The sequence below is a fragment of the Actinotignum inguinis genome, assembly GCF_051265835.1.
GTDB lineage: Bacteria > Actinomycetota > Actinomycetes > Actinomycetales > Actinomycetaceae > Actinotignum > Actinotignum timonense.
This window is the reverse complement of record NZ_JBOZDP010000001.1, coordinates 54,647-72,981: the sequence shown is the minus strand read 5'-3', so window position 1 is coordinate 72,981 and position 18,335 is coordinate 54,647. Positions and strand designations below refer to the sequence as shown.

General features: G+C 63.0%; 17 protein-coding genes. 10 read left to right on the top strand and 7 right to left on the bottom strand.

Features of this window, described 5'->3' with window-relative positions; translation table 11 throughout:
* Window positions 1–4 precede the first annotated feature (4 nt).
* From ACRQFC_RS00320 to ACRQFC_RS00295, 6 genes are all read right to left on the bottom strand, one after another.
* On the bottom strand, window positions 5–1,342 hold the full coding sequence (locus ACRQFC_RS00320) for an exonuclease SbcCD subunit D (RefSeq protein WP_284904623.1): 1,338 nt from the start codon (window positions 1,340–1,342) through the stop codon (window positions 5–7).
* Window positions 1,343–1,444: 102 nt separating this feature from the next.
* Window positions 1,445–2,071: a phosphoribosyltransferase family protein gene (locus ACRQFC_RS00315; protein WP_284904624.1), complete on the bottom strand. Its 627-nt coding sequence runs from the start codon at window positions 2,069–2,071 to the stop codon at window positions 1,445–1,447.
* Window positions 2,072–2,156: 85 nt separating this feature from the next.
* Window positions 2,157–2,966: an inositol monophosphatase family protein gene (locus ACRQFC_RS00310; protein ID WP_284904625.1), complete on the bottom strand. Its 810-nt coding sequence runs from the start codon at window positions 2,964–2,966 to the stop codon at window positions 2,157–2,159.
* Window positions 2,967–4,040 (bottom strand): ribosome small subunit-dependent GTPase A, encoded by a 1,074-nt coding sequence (rsgA, locus tag ACRQFC_RS00305; RefSeq protein WP_284904626.1) that lies wholly within the window; start codon window positions 4,038–4,040, stop codon window positions 2,967–2,969.
* Window positions 4,037–5,464, bottom strand: coding sequence for a 3-phosphoshikimate 1-carboxyvinyltransferase (gene aroA, locus ACRQFC_RS00300; protein WP_284904627.1), 1,428 nt, complete (start codon window positions 5,462–5,464; stop codon window positions 4,037–4,039). The genes rsgA and aroA overlap by 4 nt, the downstream gene beginning before the upstream one ends.
* Window positions 5,465–5,968 carry a DoxX family protein gene (locus ACRQFC_RS00295; RefSeq protein WP_284904628.1) on the bottom strand — a complete coding sequence of 168 codons (504 nt, stop codon included), beginning with the start codon at window positions 5,966–5,968 and terminating at the stop codon, window positions 5,465–5,467.
* A gap of 107 nt (window positions 5,969–6,075) precedes the next feature.
* On the opposite strand from ACRQFC_RS00295, the gene ACRQFC_RS00290 reads away from it, so the two are divergent.
* The 10 genes from ACRQFC_RS00290 (at window position 6,076) to ACRQFC_RS00245 (ending at window position 11,860) form a co-directional block, all read left to right on the top strand.
* Entirely contained in the window at window positions 6,076–6,669 is a 594-nt protein-coding gene (locus ACRQFC_RS00290; RefSeq protein ID WP_307886242.1) for a sigma-70 family RNA polymerase sigma factor, read from the top strand.
* Complete coding sequence (gene rsrA, locus ACRQFC_RS00285; protein WP_026429087.1) at window positions 6,666–6,995, top strand: mycothiol system anti-sigma-R factor; 330 nt, start codon at window positions 6,666–6,668, stop codon at window positions 6,993–6,995. Before ACRQFC_RS00290 ends, rsrA begins: the two co-directional genes overlap by 4 nt.
* A gap of 197 nt (window positions 6,996–7,192) precedes the next feature.
* Window positions 7,193–7,267, top strand: coding sequence for a 50S ribosomal protein bL37 (locus ACRQFC_RS00280; RefSeq protein WP_096334972.1), 75 nt, complete (start codon window positions 7,193–7,195; stop codon window positions 7,265–7,267).
* A gap of 159 nt (window positions 7,268–7,426) precedes the next feature.
* Complete coding sequence (locus ACRQFC_RS00275; RefSeq protein WP_284904629.1) at window positions 7,427–8,125, top strand: MIT C-terminal domain-containing protein; 699 nt, start codon at window positions 7,427–7,429, stop codon at window positions 8,123–8,125.
* A 251-nt stretch (window positions 8,126–8,376) separates the two neighbouring features.
* Entirely contained in the window at window positions 8,377–8,727 is a 351-nt protein-coding gene (locus ACRQFC_RS00270) for a PadR family transcriptional regulator (protein WP_016441758.1), read from the top strand.
* Window positions 8,714–9,463 (top strand): DUF5808 domain-containing protein, encoded by a 750-nt coding sequence (locus ACRQFC_RS00265; protein WP_284904630.1) that lies wholly within the window; start codon window positions 8,714–8,716, stop codon window positions 9,461–9,463. The genes ACRQFC_RS00270 and ACRQFC_RS00265 overlap by 14 nt, the downstream gene beginning before the upstream one ends.
* Window positions 9,464–9,465: 2 nt before the next feature.
* On the top strand, window positions 9,466–9,846 hold the full coding sequence (locus ACRQFC_RS00260) for a hypothetical protein (RefSeq protein WP_284904631.1): 381 nt from the start codon (window positions 9,466–9,468) through the stop codon (window positions 9,844–9,846).
* On the top strand, window positions 9,839–10,690 hold the full coding sequence (locus ACRQFC_RS00255; protein WP_284904632.1) for an ABC transporter ATP-binding protein: 852 nt from the start codon (window positions 9,839–9,841) through the stop codon (window positions 10,688–10,690). Before ACRQFC_RS00260 ends, ACRQFC_RS00255 begins: the two co-directional genes overlap by 8 nt.
* On the top strand, window positions 10,687–11,541 hold the full coding sequence (locus ACRQFC_RS00250) for an ABC transporter permease (protein WP_435734625.1): 855 nt from the start codon (window positions 10,687–10,689) through the stop codon (window positions 11,539–11,541). Before ACRQFC_RS00255 ends, ACRQFC_RS00250 begins: the two co-directional genes overlap by 4 nt.
* Before the next feature lie 82 nt (window positions 11,542–11,623).
* Window positions 11,624–11,860: a type II toxin-antitoxin system Phd/YefM family antitoxin gene (locus ACRQFC_RS00245; protein ID WP_284904634.1), complete on the top strand. Its 237-nt coding sequence runs from the start codon at window positions 11,624–11,626 to the stop codon at window positions 11,858–11,860.
* 52 nt (window positions 11,861–11,912) lie between these two features.
* Here the strand turns inward: ACRQFC_RS00245 and ACRQFC_RS00240 are convergent, their stop codons facing one another.
* Window positions 11,913–18,206: a DUF4011 domain-containing protein gene (locus ACRQFC_RS00240; RefSeq protein ID WP_284904635.1), complete on the bottom strand. Its 6,294-nt coding sequence runs from the start codon at window positions 18,204–18,206 to the stop codon at window positions 11,913–11,915.
* Between the last annotated feature and the right edge of the window lie 129 nt (window positions 18,207–18,335).

Below are 18,335 nucleotides of genomic sequence, written 5' to 3'. Positions count from 1 at the left end.
GTCCCTACTCCTTCTCCCCGGTGCGGACGGCTTCCCATGCCGCCACCATGACCTGGTTTTCTTCTTCCGTGAGATCCCGGTGCCCACTTTCCGTCATGAATTGGCGTAGCACGCTCAGGGAATCAAGGCGGCGAGTATCCGCTGTGCTGTGGCGGGTGGCGGCCGGATCCACCACGTGGCGAATTTCCAAAGCGTGCGGGAAAGCGGCCCGCACCCGGGTGGTGAGATCCGCCGGGCGGGCCGGATCGGTTACCAGAATACGCGCGAATTTATCCCGATCGTCACGGTGTGCGGGGCTGAGTACCTCGGCTAGCGGTGCTTCGATGGTGACGATGGGGCGCCATACCGGAGCCGGAATGAGTTCTTCTTCCACCAGGGTCCCGCCTTCAAAGGTGAGAAGAACAGAAGATTTGGGCCGGGTTTCCGAGAAAGAAAAAGCGATAGGCGAACCCGAGTACCGCATAGGCGGCAGCCTGCTAGCTTCAGAAGTACCCGGTTCTGGCGCACCGCCCACCCGCTGTGGGGAATGCAGGTGGCCCAGTGCCACGTAGCTCAGGCCCGCCGTGGCGCTTGCCCCTGCGCTTCCCAGGGCGAAAAGCGCGGCGGGAACAACTTCCACTCCGCCCACCGAAATATCGCGTTCGGATTCGCTGGCCGCCCCGCCGGCAACGAAAGCGTGTGCCATAGCGATACGTGCCACCGGCTTGCCAGCGTGCGGGCCGTGCTGAATATCTGCGGCAATACGCTCCAAAGCTGCGTGCATGACCGCGGTGTGCGAGCGTTCCAACAGCTCTGCGCCATCGTTGCGATCAACGTGATCAGCGTGATCAACGTGATGAACATGATCGATACGATCCGCATTATCCGCACCTTCCAAGTGATCCGCGCCAGCGTAACCAGCGTGAGCAGCACCGCCTGCCAGGCGGCGGCGTTCCACATCGGGATCCAAATAGGGAATGGGGTAAACCAGTGCGCCAAGATTACCGGCGCGATCACGCACTTCTACCGGCTGGGCGCAGCGCAGCGGATCGGTGCGAATGACAATGCGCTCCTGGAAAAGTTCCGCCCCGAATCCTAGGCGCTGCGGGGAATCATGGTTCCCGGAAATCAAAATGACCGTGGTGAGTTGCGCGAGCCGGCGCAGGGTGCGCGAAAAAAGCTCAACCATGGGAGCGGGTGGGACGCTGCGATCATAGACATCCCCGCTAATCAGAAGGGCATCTACACCGCGTTCCCGCACGGTATCCACCACGTGATCCACCCACATTTCAAAGGCCGGCGTGAGATCCGCCCGGTGCAGGGTGCGCCCGAGGTGCCAATCGGAGGTGTGCAAGATCTTCATGGCTTCAGCCTACTGTGGGGCTACGACAAAAATTTTGGCCCGATGAGGTTCCGGCCCACGGAATGCACCGGCCCGCGAACGTCCAGCGCACCCCATTCTGCTTTAGGCTTCCGCCTGGCCTCCATTGACCGGGTCCTTATCCGACCACGGGAAGGCAATCCACGCGTCGGTGTGCAGATAGGCGTAATCGGGTTTGAGCACCGAGCGTGACTTTTCGTAGAGGACCGCCACCCGAATCTCGGTAGCGTACTCTTCGCAGAGTTCCTTCACGAAGCGTAAAGTCCGCCCTGAGTCAGCGACGTCGTCGACAATTAAAACCTTTTTGCCGGCCATTCCACGCACGTCACCGGACGGTTCCACCAGGCGCGGATCCTTGAGCGTGACCCCGATGCCGGTGTAAAACTCGACGTTGAGGACGAGCATGCTTTTGAGGTCTAAAGCGTAGGCAATTGCGCCGGCGGGAAGCAGCCCGCCGCGGGCCACGCTCACGATAATTTCCGGGCGGTAGCCGGAATCCCAGATGTCGCGGGCGAGTTCGCGGGTGACCTCGCCGAAACGGTCCCAGGTGAGGACCTCGCGCGCGGGCGTGTTGGCGGGCGCATGCGCGGGTGCGTTGACCGGCGCGTTTGTGGGCGCACTACCCGGTGTACCAGTGGGCGCACTAGCCGGCCCGCTGCCGGGAAGACCCTCGTTCTCGATCAACGGCTCGGCCTTATCACTGCTTCCCACGGCTCCTCCTTCGATTTAGTTCCGGCTACCCGGCTGGATCTGTTCCCGGCTGTGCGGGTAAGTCTCGTCCTCGCTATCCGGTCGGCTAGTCGCGGCTACCCGGCTGGACATGTGTCTCATTAATAATTGCTTGGGCGGCGGCGTGCAACTTTCCGTTGGTGACCAGTGCGCTTCCCCACCACGGCCCCGGTTTGCCCTCCATAGAGGTGAAGGTTCCCCCGGCCTCTTCCACGATCGGTACCAGCGCCGCCATATCGTAAACATCCAGGCCCGGCTGCGCGGCAATATCGAAGGCTCCCTCGGCCAGCAGCATATAGGGCCAGAAAGCCCCGTAGGCGCGGGTGCCCCAGGTGGCGCGGGCGAAGGCGATGAGGGTGGCCATGCGCCCGGTTTCGTCCCAGCTCGAGAGGGACGAAAAACCGAAAGCGGCCCGGTCCATCCGATCAATATCGGAGACGCGCAGGCGCTGGGGCTCGCCCCCGTTTTCACTCAGCCACGCCCCGCCGCCGCGACTCGCCCACCAGCGCCGCCCGAGCGCGGGCGCGGACGCCATACCGGCCACCATCTGGCCGTTTTCTTCCACGCCGATGAGCGTGGCCCACACCGGGTTGTGGCGCACGTAGTTGCGGGTGCCGTCAATCGGGTCGATAATCCAGCGCCGCGGGGCGTGCTCCAGGCTGCCGCCCTCCTCTTCCCCGTACACGGCATCCCCGGGGAAATCCCGCTCCAGGTACTCGCGGATAAGTCGTTCGGCCGCCCGATCCGCATCGGATACCGGCGAATTATCGGGCTTCGTATCCACGGTGAGGCGGCGGCGCTCATAACGCTCCAGGGTGAGGGCGTCCACGGCATCCGCAACGGTGTGCAGAAAAGCGATAGTGGAGCTGGCATCCATTTATTTCTCCCATTCTTCGAAGCCGCGCGAGGCGAGCACGCGGCGCAATGAACTCACCCGCTCGCGCAGGCGTGGATCGGTGAGGCTATCGAGGGCACATTCGGGTTCGGTGGCCTCATGGCTGCACCCGCGCGGGCATTCCAGCGCGGTTTCTTCTAGGTCGGGGAAGCCGCGGAGGATATCGGCGGCGTCCAGATGAGCCAGGCCGAAGCTGCGCACCCCCGGCGTATCAATGAGTTGCCCGCCGCCGGGCAGCGGAAATGCGATAGCGGAGGTGGAGGTGTGCCGGCCCTTTCCGGTCACCTCGTTGACGTGCCCGGTTTCGCGCGCCGCGGCCGGCACCAGCGCATTGAGCAGGGTGGATTTGCCCACCCCGGAATGCCCCACGAGCACCGTGGTGCGCCCGCGCAGCGCCGCGCGCACGGCCTCCAAGCCCGAGTGCGTGGTCGCTTCTCCGGGTGCGGGCACCGTGTCAGAACCCGCTTGCGTGGCTGCGTCCCCGGCTGCGGGAGCTGCGCCGTCGTACCCCAAAGCCGTTGCGAGAATCGGCACCCCGAGCGGTTCGTAATACGCGCGCAAGGCGTCCGGGCGCGCCAGGTCCGCTTTGGTGAGGATGAGGAGCGGATCCATGCCGGCGTCGCGCGCGGCCACCAGGCAGCGGTCAATCATGCCGCGCCGCGGTTCGGGTTGCGCGAGCGCCGCCACAATCGCCATCTGGTCCGCGTTCGCCACGATGGTGCGCTCGCGTTCGTTGCCTTCGTCCGTGGAACGCGTGAGTTGCGAACTGCGTTCCTCGATAAAAACGATGCGGGCCAGGGTGTCCTTACGCCCGGAAAGGTCACCGGTCAGGCGTACTTTATCTCCAACAACGACGGCGCCCCGGCCCAATTCCCGCGCTTTGACCGCAATCACGCGGGTGCCTTCGTTCATGAGCACGGTATAGCGCCCGCGGTCGATGGTGATGACCTGGCCGAGGGGCCGGTCGGAGTAATCGGGCCGAATCTTCGTGCGCGGCCGCGAGCCCTTTCCGGGCCGCACTCGCACGCGGGGATCGTCGGTGCCGATATCCCTCATCGGCCCACCAGGTCTGTCCACATCTGGGCGAAACGCGGCATGGTTTTCCCGGTGGTCGCAATATTTTCCACCCGCAGCCCGGGGATGCGCAGGCCGAGGATCGCCCCGAAGGTTGCCATGCGGTGATCCTCGTAGCTGCGGATAACCGGGGTGTTTAGCGCGGGCGCCGCGGGCTGTGCGCCTGCGGCCGCGCCGCCCGCCGCCGCACCCGAAACCGCCGCCGCGCCGCCCGCCGCCGCGCCCCGCCCAGCCGGCGGGGTGATGATAATGTCATCGCCTTCTTCGCGGGCGGGGATCCCCACGCCCCTCAGCTCCGCGGTGATGGCGGCCAGGCGGTTGGTTTCATGCCCGCGCAGCTGCCCGATATTGCGCAGCGCGCTCGGGCCGGTGGCGAAGGCCGCCACCGCGGCAACCGTGGGCGTGAGCTCCCCAACATCGCTGAGATCGGTATCGAGGGGGGCAATATCCCGCGGCCCGGTCAGCTCAAGGACGCCGTCATCGCGCAGCTGGGCGCGCGCCCCCATGGCCGTGAAAATATCGACGATTTGCGCGCCGGGCTGGGTGGTGCGTGCCGGCCAGCGCGGAATTTCCACCGTTCCGCCCGTCACCATAGCGGCGGCCAGGAAGGGGGAAGCGTTGGAAAGATCCGGTTCCAGCACCACTGTTCCCAGCTGCGGGGTGCCCGGATGCACATGCCATTCCACCGCCGGGTGTTCGCGATCCGCGGGCGCCCCGCCGGCCGCGAATTCTTCCACCTGAATACCGGCCCGGCGCAGCACGTCCACCGTCATGGCCAGGTGGAAAGCGGAAGGAACCTTCGGCCCCACCGAACGCAGCACCAGCCCGCCCTCGCAGCGCGGGCCGGCCAGCAGCAGCGCGGAAATGAATTGCGAGGAGGCGGAAGAATCAATCTCCACCGTTCCTCCGGCCAGGCGCCCCTGGCCGTGCACTCGCACCGGGAGGACCGCCCGCCCGGCGCTATCGCTGGCGGCATCAACCTCCACTCCCAGATCACGAAGAGCCCGCACCACCGGGTCCATGGGGCGCACGCGGGCGGCGTCGTCGCCATCAATAACGACCTCACCACGCGCGAACGCGGCCAACGGCGGCACGAAACGCATGACCGTGCCGGCGAGCCCCGCGTCAATGGTGGCGCCGTGGAGCGGGGCGGGGGAAATATCGAGGACGTCCTCAGCTTCGGTGGTGCCGCGCTGCCAGGCGACCCCCACGCCCATGCTCGCGAGGGCGCGGGCCATGAGCTCGGTATCGCGGGCGCGCAGGGGCGCGAGGATTCGGCCCGTGGTGCCGGGCCCGCCCAGCGCGGCGGTGATGAGGAAGCGTGCCATGAGCGATTTGGACCCGGGAACGGCCACGCTGCCGCGCACGGGGGAGGGGTGGAACGGTGCTGGCCACAGGTCAGTCATTTAGGAACGCTTCGCCTCTCTGATTTGTTCGCGTGCGTGAGCGCGCACATCCGCGAGCTCATTGCGCTGATCGCGCCATTCGGACACACGGTACCCCAGGGAGGGCTTGCCTTTGCGATCCGTCCACGCCAGGGCGGCGCCGCCGGCCAACCCGAGCGCGCCGAGCAGCCCGCCCAGCACCTCACGCCGCTCGCTCTTCTCCGCCGCCCAGACCGGGTGATTGGCCAGGGCCACCGGGATTTGGGTGAGGGCGAGAGCCGCGCCGGACAGGCGCTGGAATTTTCCGATGGAAAGGAAAGCCCCGCCGATGAGCTGGACGGTGCCCAGCGCGCGGGTGAGGGTGGTGGTGTCAACGGATTCAAGATCAACCCCGGCCATTCCGGCCAGCCCGGCGATGTTCTCAGCCCGTTCCTGGTGGTCCTCGGGGTGGCGTACCGCGGACAACCCCTGTGCAATAAAGGGCGCGGCAAGCAGGGGCCGCGCGAGGAATCGAATCATACCCATACCTATATTGTTACACTAAATCGGGGAATATACCCGCGTTTTCCGGGCGTTATACCCATGTCAGTCCTGCAGACGGACTAGGCTAGACCATGATGAGCACAGACCTAATGAGAAGCGCCCCCGATGAAACCGCAGCCGAACGCGCCGCGCGGTTTGAACGGGATGCTCTTCCGTATCTCGACCAGTTATACGGGGCCGCGATGCGCCTCACGCGCAATCCCACCGACGCCGAAGATTTGGTTCAGGAGGCCTACGCCAAAGCCTTTTCGGCCTTCCACCAGTACCGGCCGGGCACGAATTTGAAGGCGTGGCTCTACCGCATCCTCAATAACACCTTTATTTCTAATTACCGCAAGGCGCAGCGCCAGCCCAAGCAGGCTGACTCCTCGGAGGTGGAGGATTGGCAGGAGTATCGGGCGGCTTCGCATGCTTCCTCGGGGATGATGTCCGCGGAAGCGGAGGCCCTGGAGAATCTGCCGCAATCGGAAATTCGCGATGCTTTGAGCGCGCTGCCGGAAGACCGCCGCATGGCTGTCTACCTGGCGGATATTGAAGGCTTCTCCTACCAGGAGATCGCGGACATCATGGAAACGCCGATCGGAACGGTGATGTCCCGTCTGCATCGCGGGCGTAAACAGCTGCGGGAATTACTCGCGGATTACGCGCGTGAACTCGGCTATGGGAAGAAGGAGAAGAAGTGAGCGGTGAGGATAGGTTGCAGCGCGGGGTAGAAGACTCGTTCCGGAACCGCGGGATTGAATTGGATAGTGCCGCGGGGGAGTGTTCCTGCCGGGATATTACTGATTATCTTTTCGAGTATCTGGATCACCAGCTTTCCGCGGTGCAAAGCGAGCGCTTGCAGGCCCATATTTCGGGGTGCTCGCGGTGTACGGAACGGGCGGAAGCGGAAACCCACGTGCGCGATATTTTGCGAGCCTCGTGCCGGGAGGTCGCGCCGGCGACGCTGCGGGTGCGGATCGCCCAGCAGATTTCGGTGTACCGGCGTACCACTCGCGATTTCGGGTAGCGCGCGTGGCGCGTTGCGGCGTTGCCTACGATGTAGCGCGCGTTACGCTTCGCGCGGGTGCCGCGCCGGTTGTTGCACGCGCCGTTTCGGGTAGTTTCGCCACATTGTGCCGGTTTTATTTACCTGACCGGTCGCCCTTGGTAAGCTAATGTGGTTGCTCGTTTACGAGCTGAGAAAACGTTACGTGAGGAGAGAACATGAGCCAGCGTGGTCGTAAGCGCAAGGATCGCCGCAAGAAGAAGGCGAACCACGGCAAGCGCCCCAATTCCTAAAGTGGTGCGCTCGCTGTTGCGAGATGTGTAGAGGGTCCGGTTTTCCGGGCCCTTTATTTTTTACGACGACGCCGCCAGCTGGCGGGATGGGCTTTGGCGGGGTACGCCGCCGCTTCCGCGCCTGAGCTAAGTGACATGCATAGTGACAAAAATGTCACTATGCAGAAAGTATGCAGGCGGAGAAGGCGCGATTCGCGCGGCGATCTGCAAGCGGAAGCTGTGGGCTGCGGGGTGGGATCAGCCACCTCTGCCGAGAACTCCTGGCCGGTCATCTATATTTTCCTTATGGGGAAACGTGTATTGGAAACTAGTGGCGACCACGGCGTGCAGGGATCTTTGCATCGATATGGTTCTGGCCGGCACAGTGTCGCGTTTCCGGGCTACCGCATCTTCGACGAGGGGCAAACTGGCGTTACCTTCGATTTGCTATTTGCCTCTTATCTGCGGGGATGTACGGATGTTGAATTGCACGACCCGTTCATCAGCTATTCCTATCAGGGGCGTAACCTCGTTGAGTTCATGGCGGTTGTGGCTCTGGTGAAAAATCCTGAAAAGCGATGCCGCTTTCGGTTGTTCACACTCAGGGCGAAGAAGAATGAGCATCACGAAATTCAGGTTCGGATGCTCGATAAGATCACGAAAAATGCCTCTGAGCAGGGCATTGACCTCGACGTGATTTTCGATTCGCGTGCGCACGACCGCTGGTTGCGTACCGATACGGGATGGCTTATCTTCTTGGGCCGGGGCCTCGATATCTACCACAACTTCGAGGGTGGCCACTATGCCTTCCCTACCTCGCGTCAAGAATTCCGAAAGGTTCGGGGTTTTAGCATCGCCTATTCCCTGGATAAGAAGTAAGGGAATCCGTGGGAGAGTGGGTGGAAACGGGGGCTAGCCTCCAAACTCCTCCGCGGATAGAGGATCAGCCCACACCGAGGAACCTCGGGCGGGCTGAACTATTGACGCAATAATAGCAGAGAAACAACTGGATTTCTCATATCCTGAAAACTTGCTGCGCTACTGGGCTATCCCTACTACTATGTGATGCATACAAGCGGTGCAAACGTGCTCGCACGGCACCTGCACCGCGGTGACTAAAGGGGGGAGTGGTGGCTGATTCCCAGCTTCGTAAAGGCGTGCTTGAACTCATCGTGCTCGCCTCGCTTTCCAGGGCGCCGGCCTACGGCGGGGCGTTGCTCCAGCGCCTGGAAAATGCGGGTATGGCGGTATCGGCCGGTACTCTCTACCCGCTTCTTAACCGTCTCAAAAAGGCCGGCCACCTGGCCATTCATTGGGAGGAATCCCCGGCCGGGCCCCCGCGCAAGATCTACACGATCACCGCGGCTGGCCGCAGCTACGGGGAACGACTCGCCGGCGAATGGCGCAATCTTGCCGCCGTCGTCACATCCCATCTCACCGCTCTCACAACCGACCGAGGTGATAACAATGCCGGAGCCTAACTCGCCCACAACCCCCACAATCTTCGGAATCCCCGCTTCCCTGGAAGCCCTGCGCTCCCGCGAAGCTCGCTCGCGCTGGTTCGAACCGGAAAATCCCCGGGTTTTTGTGCCGCGTAGCTTCGGGATCGGCTGGGATATTAATATGGGCGCGCTCGCGGTACGCCTGGGAATGATTCGCCCGGATGATTCCCTCCCGGACCTGGAAGACTATATTCCTCCCCGAACCCGCAGCGCCCTCAGCATCGCGCCCGCACTTGGCGGAGCTCTTGCCGTGGGAGCGGCCGCCCTGGTGGCCCGTCGCCACCGGCTCCTTCCCTCCGGTTTTCGTGCCAATCTGCGCCCGCGCGGCATAGTTCCGGCGGCACGGGCCGTGGCGCCCGCCGCGCTCCTCGGAGCTGCCGGCACGGCGCTCGCGGCCTGGGGTAATCGCGAACGCGTGGATGTTCCGGCTACCGCGCTCGCCGCCGGATTACAGGCCACGGCCCTCCTCTCGCTTGCAGCACAGGACCGCTACGCCAGCCATCGCCAAGCCTCGGCATCCCTCCTGGCTGGATGTACCGCGGTGGCACTTCCCGCGGTGGCAGCTGGCGTCGTCGTCGCTACTACGCGCGGAGCGCTACGGAATCTGGACCGTTTGCTTAAACGCAAGCACTCGGAAAACTCGGACGCATCCGCAGGCGCCGCCGATGCCGCGCACGGCACCACAACCTCACCCGATACGAAAGAAACTGAATAACCATGGAAGATTTTCTTGCTTTGCCCGCGGCGGCGCAGATCGCCCTGGGAATCGTGGCACTGATTCAACTCGCCCTGCTCATCACGAGCCTGGTGCTGCTGTCGCGGTGGCCGGAGCGGCAGCTCGCCGGGGTGCCGCGCCTGGGATGGGTGGTGATTGTTCTGCTCGGCTCGCTAGTGGGGACCTTGCTGTTCCTCTTTATGTACGCGCGGGCGCGTAAGGCATTGGCGCAGCGGCAGGCCTGGGAAGAACGGCGGGCCGGCGGCGCTCCCGGGGTAACCGGTGCCGGCACGCAAGCACCCGGAACCCGCGCCGCCGCGGCGCAAGCACCCGCAACTCAAGCTGCCAACGCGAGTGGAACGGTGCGTGAGCTCTATGGATAAGACGTACGCGGTTCGCACCGAAAATCTTAGTAAGAATTTCGCGGGGCTCGCCGCCCTCACGGATGTCAATCTGCACGTGCCCGAGGGCTCGGTGTACGGGCTGATCGGCGGGAACGGCGCCGGGAAAACTACCACAATTAAAATTTTGCTGGGGCTTATCGCCGCCAGTTCTGGCACGGCGCGAGTGCTTGGGTATGAGCGGGGCACGCTGCCGGCTGCCCCGGTGCCCGGCATCGCCTACCTGCCGGACGTACCCAGCCTGCCGGGATGGATGAGCGCGCCGCAGGCCCTCGAATTTTTCGGCGAGGTGTCCGGGGTGCAGCGCGCGGTGGCTCGCCGCCGGGCCGCCAATCTGCTCGAGCTGGTGGGCCTGACCCGCGCCCCGGGGAATATTGGCGGGTTTTCCCGCGGCATGGCGCAGCGCCTGGGAATTGCCCTGGCGCTGGTGGGTGCCCCGCGGCTCCTGGTGCTGGATGAACCGACGAGCGCCCTCGATCCGCTCGGCCGCGCCGATGTGCTGAATATTATTCGCGAGCTGGCCGGGCGTACCACGGTGCTTCTCACCTCGCATCTGCTCGCGGATGTGCAGCAGGTATGCGACCACGTGGGGATGCTGCACGAGGGCACGCTCCTCGCCGAAGGGACCCTCGATGAGGTGCTCGCGCTCTACCGGCCCGAACGCGCAACGGTGCAGGTCAGCGTGGCGCACGCGGATACCGAAGTGGCGCGCAGCGCCATCGCGGCGGCGTGCGGGGAGGCGGGTGTGGATGCGCAGCTCGATGTCGCCCCGCCCTCGCTCCAGCATGTATACGAATACCTCTCGCGCGGAAAGGTAAGCCAATGAGTTCTGCTGATACTCGCGTTACGGGCAGTCGCGCTACGGATCGCCCCGCCGCGCGCACTAACGCCACGCACATCCGCACCGGCAACCGCGCGATGCTGCGCTACGACCTGCGCCGCCTGCTGCGGGTGCCCAGCACCTGGGTGGTCCTCGGCCTGGCGCTGCTGCTCGCGGTGGTCTCCCCGCTGACGGCGCTCTACGCCCCCGATATTATTGCCGCGCTGGCCGGGCCGGATACCGCGGCGGCGCTCGGCGCGGCCATGCCCGAGCCCACCTGGATCCAGGCGCACGCGCAATGGCTGAAAAACGTCCACCAGATTTTCGGGATGCTTTTCGTGATGCTCGGCGCCTACCAGATCGTCACCGGGATGCTCGGCGGCCCGGTGGTATTGATCGTGACGCGCTCGGTGAGCCGCACGGCCGTTTTCGCCGGGAAAATGCTGAGCACGGTGCTCTTGGTGGCAGCGGTGGCTTTCGGCGGCAGCACAGTGGCCGGCATCCTCACCCGCATTCTTTTCGACGACGGCGCCGTGCTCGCGCTCCTGGGAGCCGCGGCACTCTGGCTGCTCGCGATTATTTTCTTGCTTTCCGTGGTGGTGCTGGCCGCGGTGGCAACGGGAAATATGCTAGCCAGCGCCGGTATCGGTTTCGTTGCCTACCTCGTGCTGGCTTTCGGTGGCATGTGGGAGGCGGGCGCGCGCTACAGCCCGCTCGGTTTGAATGATGCGGTGGGCGCCGTGGCGAGTGGTGCTGAGGTTCCGGGTCTGTGGTGGATAGGTACGACGACGGCGCTCGCGGCCTGCGCGCTCCTCTGGCTCGCACTGCGCCTCTACCAGCGCCGCCCGCTCGGGTGAGTTGGCGCGACCGGGGTGAGCTCGGTTGTGGGAATCGGCTACTGCCCTCGCCCCGGCTTATTCCTTTGCGTAGACTCGCGGTATGGACGTTATCTCCGCCACCGCAGCGCAGGAAAATCTGCCGGAGCTCATCGAGGCCGTGAATGAACGCAGCGCGCCGGTTATTATTGCCGGCCGGGCAGTTAACGCCGTTTTGGTGAGCGAGGATAACTGGCTGGCCCTCCACGAAACTCTGCGCTTAGTGAGCACTCCCGGCTTCGCTGAATCCGTTAAGGCGACCCGTCACGAGGGCGGCACAAGCGATCCGCTTGAATGGTAGGAACTAAGCGGCTCCCGCATTATGTTCAGTGCGGGAGCTGCTTTGCTGCCGGCTAGTCCCGGTGCTCGTTACCGTACAAAAGCACCGCTTCGCTCACCCGAGCTTGGGAATCCGGGCTGAGCCGCAAGAGGCTGAATTCTTTGAGAATACGGCGCACGAAATCCTCATCAGGATATTCGCCCCACCGGTATTCTCCCGGATACTTGTCAACCAATACGCGTGCCATATTATAGATTTCGCGCAGTGGAATCTCGTTGATGCCTCGGCCGGGATATGGCCGGTAGTAATGCCAATTTTCCGGATAGACATCCTCAGGCCATACAAATTCTTGGCCATCGGAATCATCAACGAAAATCTGATCCTGAGGGATGAACGTATCGAGGATTTTATTGACCTTTTCAGAGGTCCGTTGCCGCCCAAACCTCTTAACAATCGCTACCCGCAAGGACTGCAAAGGAAGAGGTGCACTCTCTTCGATCATCTCTCGCACAGCTTCGCGAACTTCGGCTGTTCGCGCGGTAGACATGGGAAATTCCAGCTCCTCCCGACTCCCCAAGGGCGACGTGTCCGGGAGAGTTAACGGTGCTGGGCATGGCGGAATATCGGTACCCCAGTCATCAACGCTCTCGCTTATGTGACGGACGGATTCTCCGGGTTTCGTGCCGTGTTTTTCCCAGGCTTCCCCAAAACGCCAGCGTCCCTCAGAAGTATCACTGGGATTTTCCGGGGTGGCTGGTTTGAGAGCGACCCGAATTGTACTTCGCTTCGGTTGCGGAGCAGATTGCGGGCTTGGCTGCGGATCCTCCGGGGTTCCGTGTTGCGCTGGCTCAGCCGCACGTTTTGCTTTCGTGTGCGTATTGCGCTGCGCCGAGGGGACTTCGCGCCAGGTGAGGGCCGGTTCGGCATCCGGGGCCCGGTGGTTGCTTACCGGGGCGCGGCTGCTTTCCGAGGCCGGGGTGAGCTCCTCGCCAGCCGCGGCATCGCTATCCGCTGTTGCCTTGCGGGCAAGTTTGGCTTTGCGGCCGGCCAGCTTTTTCGCGGCCCGTTCCTGGCGTTTTTCGGCCTTCCGTTCCTCTGCCGCATACCGTTCCTTGGCTGCCCGCGCCGAAGCATCAATGCGGTCAATGACCCCAGCCGGATCGCGCCGCAGCTCCGGAAGCCACACCCGTTCCACCGCGAGCCACCCCATCATGGAGGTCAGCAGCTGCGGAGTAATATCACGATCAGTCACGGTGGGGAGCGAACTCCATTTTTCGTCGTCGAACATGACAGCCAGAAGCCACACCTTGCTACCCGGCTCGCGCACCACGATATCGAGGGTGTAACTAGAGAGGCCGTAATCGCCCTGCACTTCCCAGCCACGCTCGCGCAGCTCACGCATGAGTCGGTCACGCACCGGGTTGTCATTAATGCTCAGGGCGCGGGGAAGTGCAGAACTGGCTTCCGCAGCCGAATCGGCCGGTGCGGGAGCTGCGCCGTCGTTCTGAGTACGCGCGCGGGCCCGCAACATATATTCACGTAAGTCCTGCATTCCGCGCGAGCGGGTGCGATTGAGGTCGATGTCCTCCGGATCAAAGGAGGTGACCACCAGCACCTCGCTGCGGGCGCGGGTAATGGCGACGTTGAAGCGGCGTTCACCGCCCTCGCGGCTGAGTGGCCCGAAATTGAGGGGAAGCGGGCCACCGGGTTCGCGCGGTGAAAATGCGGTGGAGAAAATAATGACATCGCGTTCGTCGCCCTGGACGTTTTCGAGGTTCTTGACGAAAAGCGGATCTTTTTCCTGTTCCATCGCGGCGCGGATGAGGGGATCGCGCGAGTCTTCCAGCAGGTCAAGGATGAGGTTGCGCTGCTGGATATTGAAGGTGACAACACCGATTGATTGGTGCGCTAATGCCGGCGAATTGAGGCGCCGGTGAATATCGCGCACGATTTCTTCGGCTTCCACCCGATTCGTGCGGAAGGTAGCCCCGCGGCTGCGGTCGAACGTTCCAGAAACACGCCGCATACTCACGCCCGCACCGCCGAAAAGCGCCGCGTTACCCGGCGAGGGGAAACTGGAAAGTTTGCCTTCGTAATAGGCTTCGTTGGAGAAGGCAATGAGGGATTCATCCCGGGAACGGTAGTGCCAGGAGAGCCACAGGCGCGGCAGGCCCGATTCGACCGCCTCGGAAAGAATCGACTCCAGATCGCTGACCACCGTCTCCACGAGCGGGCGATCCGGATCGTCAAGATCCTCATCATCACCGCTGAACGGCCCGGTTTTCCCGAACCGCGTAGGCGGCATCTGCCGGCTATCCCCGGAAATGATCACCGCTTTGGCGCGGCCGATGGCACCCATCGCCTGATCAACGGTAATCTGGCTCGCCTCATCAAAAATGACGACGTCGAAAACTACGGCAGTGGGATCTACGAACGTGGCAAGCGATGCCGGGCTAGCGAAGAAACAGGGCGTGGCTTCCAGGATCTCCTCGGTGAATTCTTCCAGCAAGGAGCGGAAACTGCGTGCCCCGCGTTTGCGATCCAGGTTGCGCCGCAGGGTTCCCACTTTTCCGTGGAGCTCCCCGGGGCGGAAGGACCGCCGCGCCATAAGGGTTGCCGGTAGCGCCTGGGTGGCTTCACCCTGGATCGTGGCGAAAGCTTCCTGGAGGCGGGTGAGATCCGAACTATTTTGTTCCGAGAGGGAAATGTGGCCGCTGAAAGCGCGCATGCGTTCTTCCGCGCTGGTGGAGGCCACCCCGCGGCGGAAGGCCAGCGAAATATCACGGTCGGGCACCTCACCCATTTCGATTTGGTGCTGGAATTCTTCCAGGCCGTTCTTGCGCAAGATCGCGGTGGCGCGGTGCCATTCGACCGCGGCAGCCAGGGAATCGCGCCCGGCTGCTGACCAGCGCGGATACCATTCTTGGAAAACGCTCATCCACCGATTCTCCGAGGGGAGTTGCAGATCGGCGGCGCTCACCCAGGCATCCCAGGTGGAGCTAATGATGTCGAGCGCAGCGCGAGCATCATCCAGGCTGCCGGCGCGGCGGGTGAGCTCCACCAGGGCGGGGAAACGGGTGGAAAGCTCCAAAGAACGCTGGAGAGAATCCGCGGCCTCCGCGAGCGCTGCCGGAGCGCTCGGGTCGCTGAGGGCCACACTCACGCGCTGGCGAGCTCCCGGGATGTTTTCTAGTTCTGTTTCCAGATCAGCTAGGGCGCGGCGCATATAGCTCAGCCGGCCGAGCGCGGCCCGGACTGTATCAGGGGAGTGCTCGCCCTCAATATCCGGTTCCCGCCCGGCGGGCAGCGCCGGAATAAGGGCCGAACGGTAGGCCGCTAAGCGCTTCTTCTTCCCGAAGAAGCCGCCCTCCGCGAGCTCATCGAGCGCGCGGCTGAGCGCGGAGGTATCGCCGTACGCGAAGAACGCGGGAGAGAAAATGTCGGTGAAAAACTCCAGTTCGGGAGCCAGCCGGGCAAGCTTATCGGCAACCGTCGCGATTTTCCAGGTGGAGGAGGCCAGCTGCCGGGCCTCATCCGGATCCAGTAGCGGTGAGGTGCCATCGAGTGCCTTGCGTACGTCCGCAAGCGGAACGCTCCCCAGGGTATCGACCAGCTCCGGGTATTTCTCGCATTGCGCGGCCATAGCCGCGAGCCCGTCGAAAGCATGGATGAGTTCGGGGAGCGGTGCGTGATACGGGCCCACCAGCTGCCAGGCGGACATGGCGGCCAGATCGGTACTGCGTGCACGCACCGCGATATTGGGCAGCGCTTCATCGATAGTGGCGATAGTTGCCCGCGCATTCGGATCGGTGACGAAGCGTTGCGGAACTACCGCGACCGCTCCCTCGCCAAGATCGAGGGAAGCAGTGACGGCCGACCAGAGCGAATGCCCGGCCGCATTCATTCCGTGCACAAGCGCCGGGTAGGCCGCGAGGGGTTCCAGGCGGGAACGCAGCAGTGCCCGGGCATTATCCCAGCGGTGCATATCGTAATGAACACTCGCGTCAATCGCGCCGCGCAATTGATCCCGAATCGCCTGGGGGCGTTGCTCCCCGCCGTGTAGATCGAGAATAAAAGGTGCCAGGCCAATGCGTTCCATGCGTGTTTTGACGACGTCGAGCGCGGCCTGCTTCTCCGCTACGAACAGTACTCGTTTCCCCTGTTCCAGAAGGTGGGCCAGGATATTCGTGATGGTTTGGGATTTTCCGGTTCCCGGAGGTCCTTCCACCACGAAGCTGTATCCCTGACCGGCCGCGGATACCACTCGCATCTGCGCGCCATCGGCGGGAATAGGAAGATTAAGTTCCGCCTCATTCGGGGTAATCTGCTCAATCGGCGGGAGGTCACTCGGCTCCACAAAGCTTTCCCCGGGGCGTAGCGTCAGGTGTTCGAATACCGGAGATTCCATGAAAATATCCCAGTGATCGCGCAGATCACGCCACATTCCGAACGTGGAGAACTTGGCGATACCCAGGTAGACATCCCGAGTCACCGTAAAGGGAAGATTCTCGCGCACCAGCGCGGCGGAAATCTCACGAAGCGCGTAGTCAATATCGAGACCGGAAGCATCAAGTTTCGGTTCGGAAAGCGCGGTGATATGCACGCCGTGTTCCTGGTGGAGCCATTCCACCAGAGAGTGGTTGGGGGTGGCCTCAGCGCTGTTATCGGCTTGGATTGTGAAACGGGAACGGCCCGAACCGCCCCCTAGCCGTACCGGGAGGAGGAAAAGCGGTGCGCTGGCATCTTTCCCGTTTTTGCTGGTGTAGCGCATCGTTCCGAGCATGAGATAAAGATTGGCTGATCCGGTTTCCTCCGCCAGCGTTTTCGTGGTGCGAGCCAAGTTTTTGAAGAACTCGGCGTAGCGGTACTCCGTTACATGCCCGAAGAGGATGCCGCGCTCGCTCAGTTCATCGCTCACCTCAGCATCGGATAAATCACTCACGTCCGTGGTTCCGCGCAGGAAACGATTATCGGAAAGATCATCCTGGGCGCGCATCGTAATGCGATCGCCGCGGGAAATACGATCATCAATATCCGCCAGCATTCCGGCTCGAACTTCGAATTCCAGGACTTCCTTGGCCGGTTTGATATTGAGGAGGCGGTTGCGCAAGGTGAGGTCGAGGAGCTCACGCTTCCAGCGCTGCACCCGGGCCGGGGCCGCATCGCTGGTATCCAAAGTGAGATAGTCCGCGGAATCCTCCCCGGCCAACTGCTGCGCCAGTTTCCCGGCCGCTCGAATAGCCGCCGCGGGGGAGTGCGCATGAGGCGCGGACCCGGCCGCCTCGGCTGTGGCTGAGGCCGAGGCATCCGGTAGGGCGGCAGCCGGAGGGGCTTGAGTGGGAAGCGGGCGCAATCCATCTCTATGCGATTCCGCCAATCCAATAAGGGCAAGAACAGTACCGTCTGTCAGCTTCGCCTTGGTGCGATTGAGGTTATCTGGGAAGCTGAGCGCGGCGTCGTAAAAAGCAGCATCCAAAGCAAGAACTGCACCGGAACGTAAATAATTATTGATGGAGGCCGGTTCGGTAATAACCGGTTCGCGCAGGCCGTCCTCCGTGCTTGCAATGCCGACGAGGGCGTGCCCCGGCACCAAAATAATCACCGGGAGCAGCCCGCAGGACTGCGCCAGGGCCGCGTAGGTAAGGACCAGGTCGATGCAGGTGCCGGCTTTTGCGGCGAGAACTTCCTCCGTGGTGCGGATGCGCTGGCCGGTATTTTCGAAAGAAGCAGGTGGGGTGACGTAACGGATATCCTCCGCGGCTAAAACCGCGTAGGCAGCCGACATGATTTGAAGCACCCGTTCGATACCGGCCTGGTAGCCCTGCACCGAGGCATCGCCGGTGGCTTCCTTGAGCAAATCGGAAACCTTGCGCACCAGCGCGGGAATCTGCGGGGCGTTGGGCTGCGCAAAAGCCGCCAGCGACTCAAAATATGCCGGAGCGTGGAACCACTCATTCGGAGCGAGGATACGTATATCGGCTCGGGCATACCCGGCCGCGGAACTCCCCTCGGTGCGCAGATGTGCTTCCAGGGTTCCGGGTTGGGATTCGGTTGCCTGTAATAGGGGATTATTCGGGTCGAGGCGGGTGTGCGCGAGGAAACGCGGTGCTACCGGGGCGGCTTTTCCGGGCCGGAGTTCAGGAAGGGGAACCGTGAGGTCGAAAAGTGAAGCCGCGCCAATGCGAGCGCTCAGGTCCAGATGCGCCTGTTCACTCGCCTCGCTATCCGACGTATTGGTAGCGAGGATATTTTTGATAACTGGAACCTGGTTATGGGCAAGTGCCCAGCCGGTTTTCCCTGCATAGGAGATCTCAACGCGGAGGATTCCGGATTCCACAACAAGAACGTCGATTCCCTCAGATCCCACTCCGCTCATTCCCGCTAGTGCCCTTCCGTAGGTGTGTGCCCTGCCGTGTCCTCATTGGCAATCGGCGATATTTTCGACAATCCACCCGATATGTTACTCCGTATCCTTCCCGGGCAGGCGGGTATTTTA

Coding starts and splice junctions, on each gene's coding strand:
- ACRQFC_RS00320 (WP_284904623.1), bottom strand. CDS start 1,342: ATGAAGATCTTGCACACCTCCGATTGGCACCTCGGGCGCACCCTGCAC.
- ACRQFC_RS00275 (WP_284904629.1), top strand. CDS start 7,427: ATGCAGAAAGTATGCAGGCGGAGAAGGCGCGATTCGCGCGGCGATCTG.
- rsgA (WP_284904626.1), bottom strand. CDS start 4,040: ATGAGGGATATCGGCACCGACGATCCCCGCGTGCGAGTGCGGCCCGGA.
- ACRQFC_RS00295 (WP_284904628.1), bottom strand. CDS start 5,968: ATGGGTATGATTCGATTCCTCGCGCGGCCCCTGCTTGCCGCGCCCTTT.
- ACRQFC_RS00310 (WP_284904625.1), bottom strand. CDS start 2,966: ATGGATGCCAGCTCCACTATCGCTTTTCTGCACACCGTTGCGGATGCC.
- aroA (WP_284904627.1), bottom strand. CDS start 5,464: ATGACTGACCTGTGGCCAGCACCGTTCCACCCCTCCCCCGTGCGCGGC.
- ACRQFC_RS00260 (WP_284904631.1), top strand. CDS start 9,466: ATGGAAGATTTTCTTGCTTTGCCCGCGGCGGCGCAGATCGCCCTGGGA.
- ACRQFC_RS00290 (WP_307886242.1), top strand. CDS start 6,076: ATGAGAAGCGCCCCCGATGAAACCGCAGCCGAACGCGCCGCGCGGTTT.
- ACRQFC_RS00255 (WP_284904632.1), top strand. CDS start 9,839: ATGGATAAGACGTACGCGGTTCGCACCGAAAATCTTAGTAAGAATTTC.
- ACRQFC_RS00265 (WP_284904630.1), top strand. CDS start 8,714: ATGCCGGAGCCTAACTCGCCCACAACCCCCACAATCTTCGGAATCCCC.
- ACRQFC_RS00245 (WP_284904634.1), top strand. CDS start 11,624: ATGGACGTTATCTCCGCCACCGCAGCGCAGGAAAATCTGCCGGAGCTC.
- ACRQFC_RS00250 (WP_435734625.1), top strand. CDS start 10,687: ATGAGTTCTGCTGATACTCGCGTTACGGGCAGTCGCGCTACGGATCGC.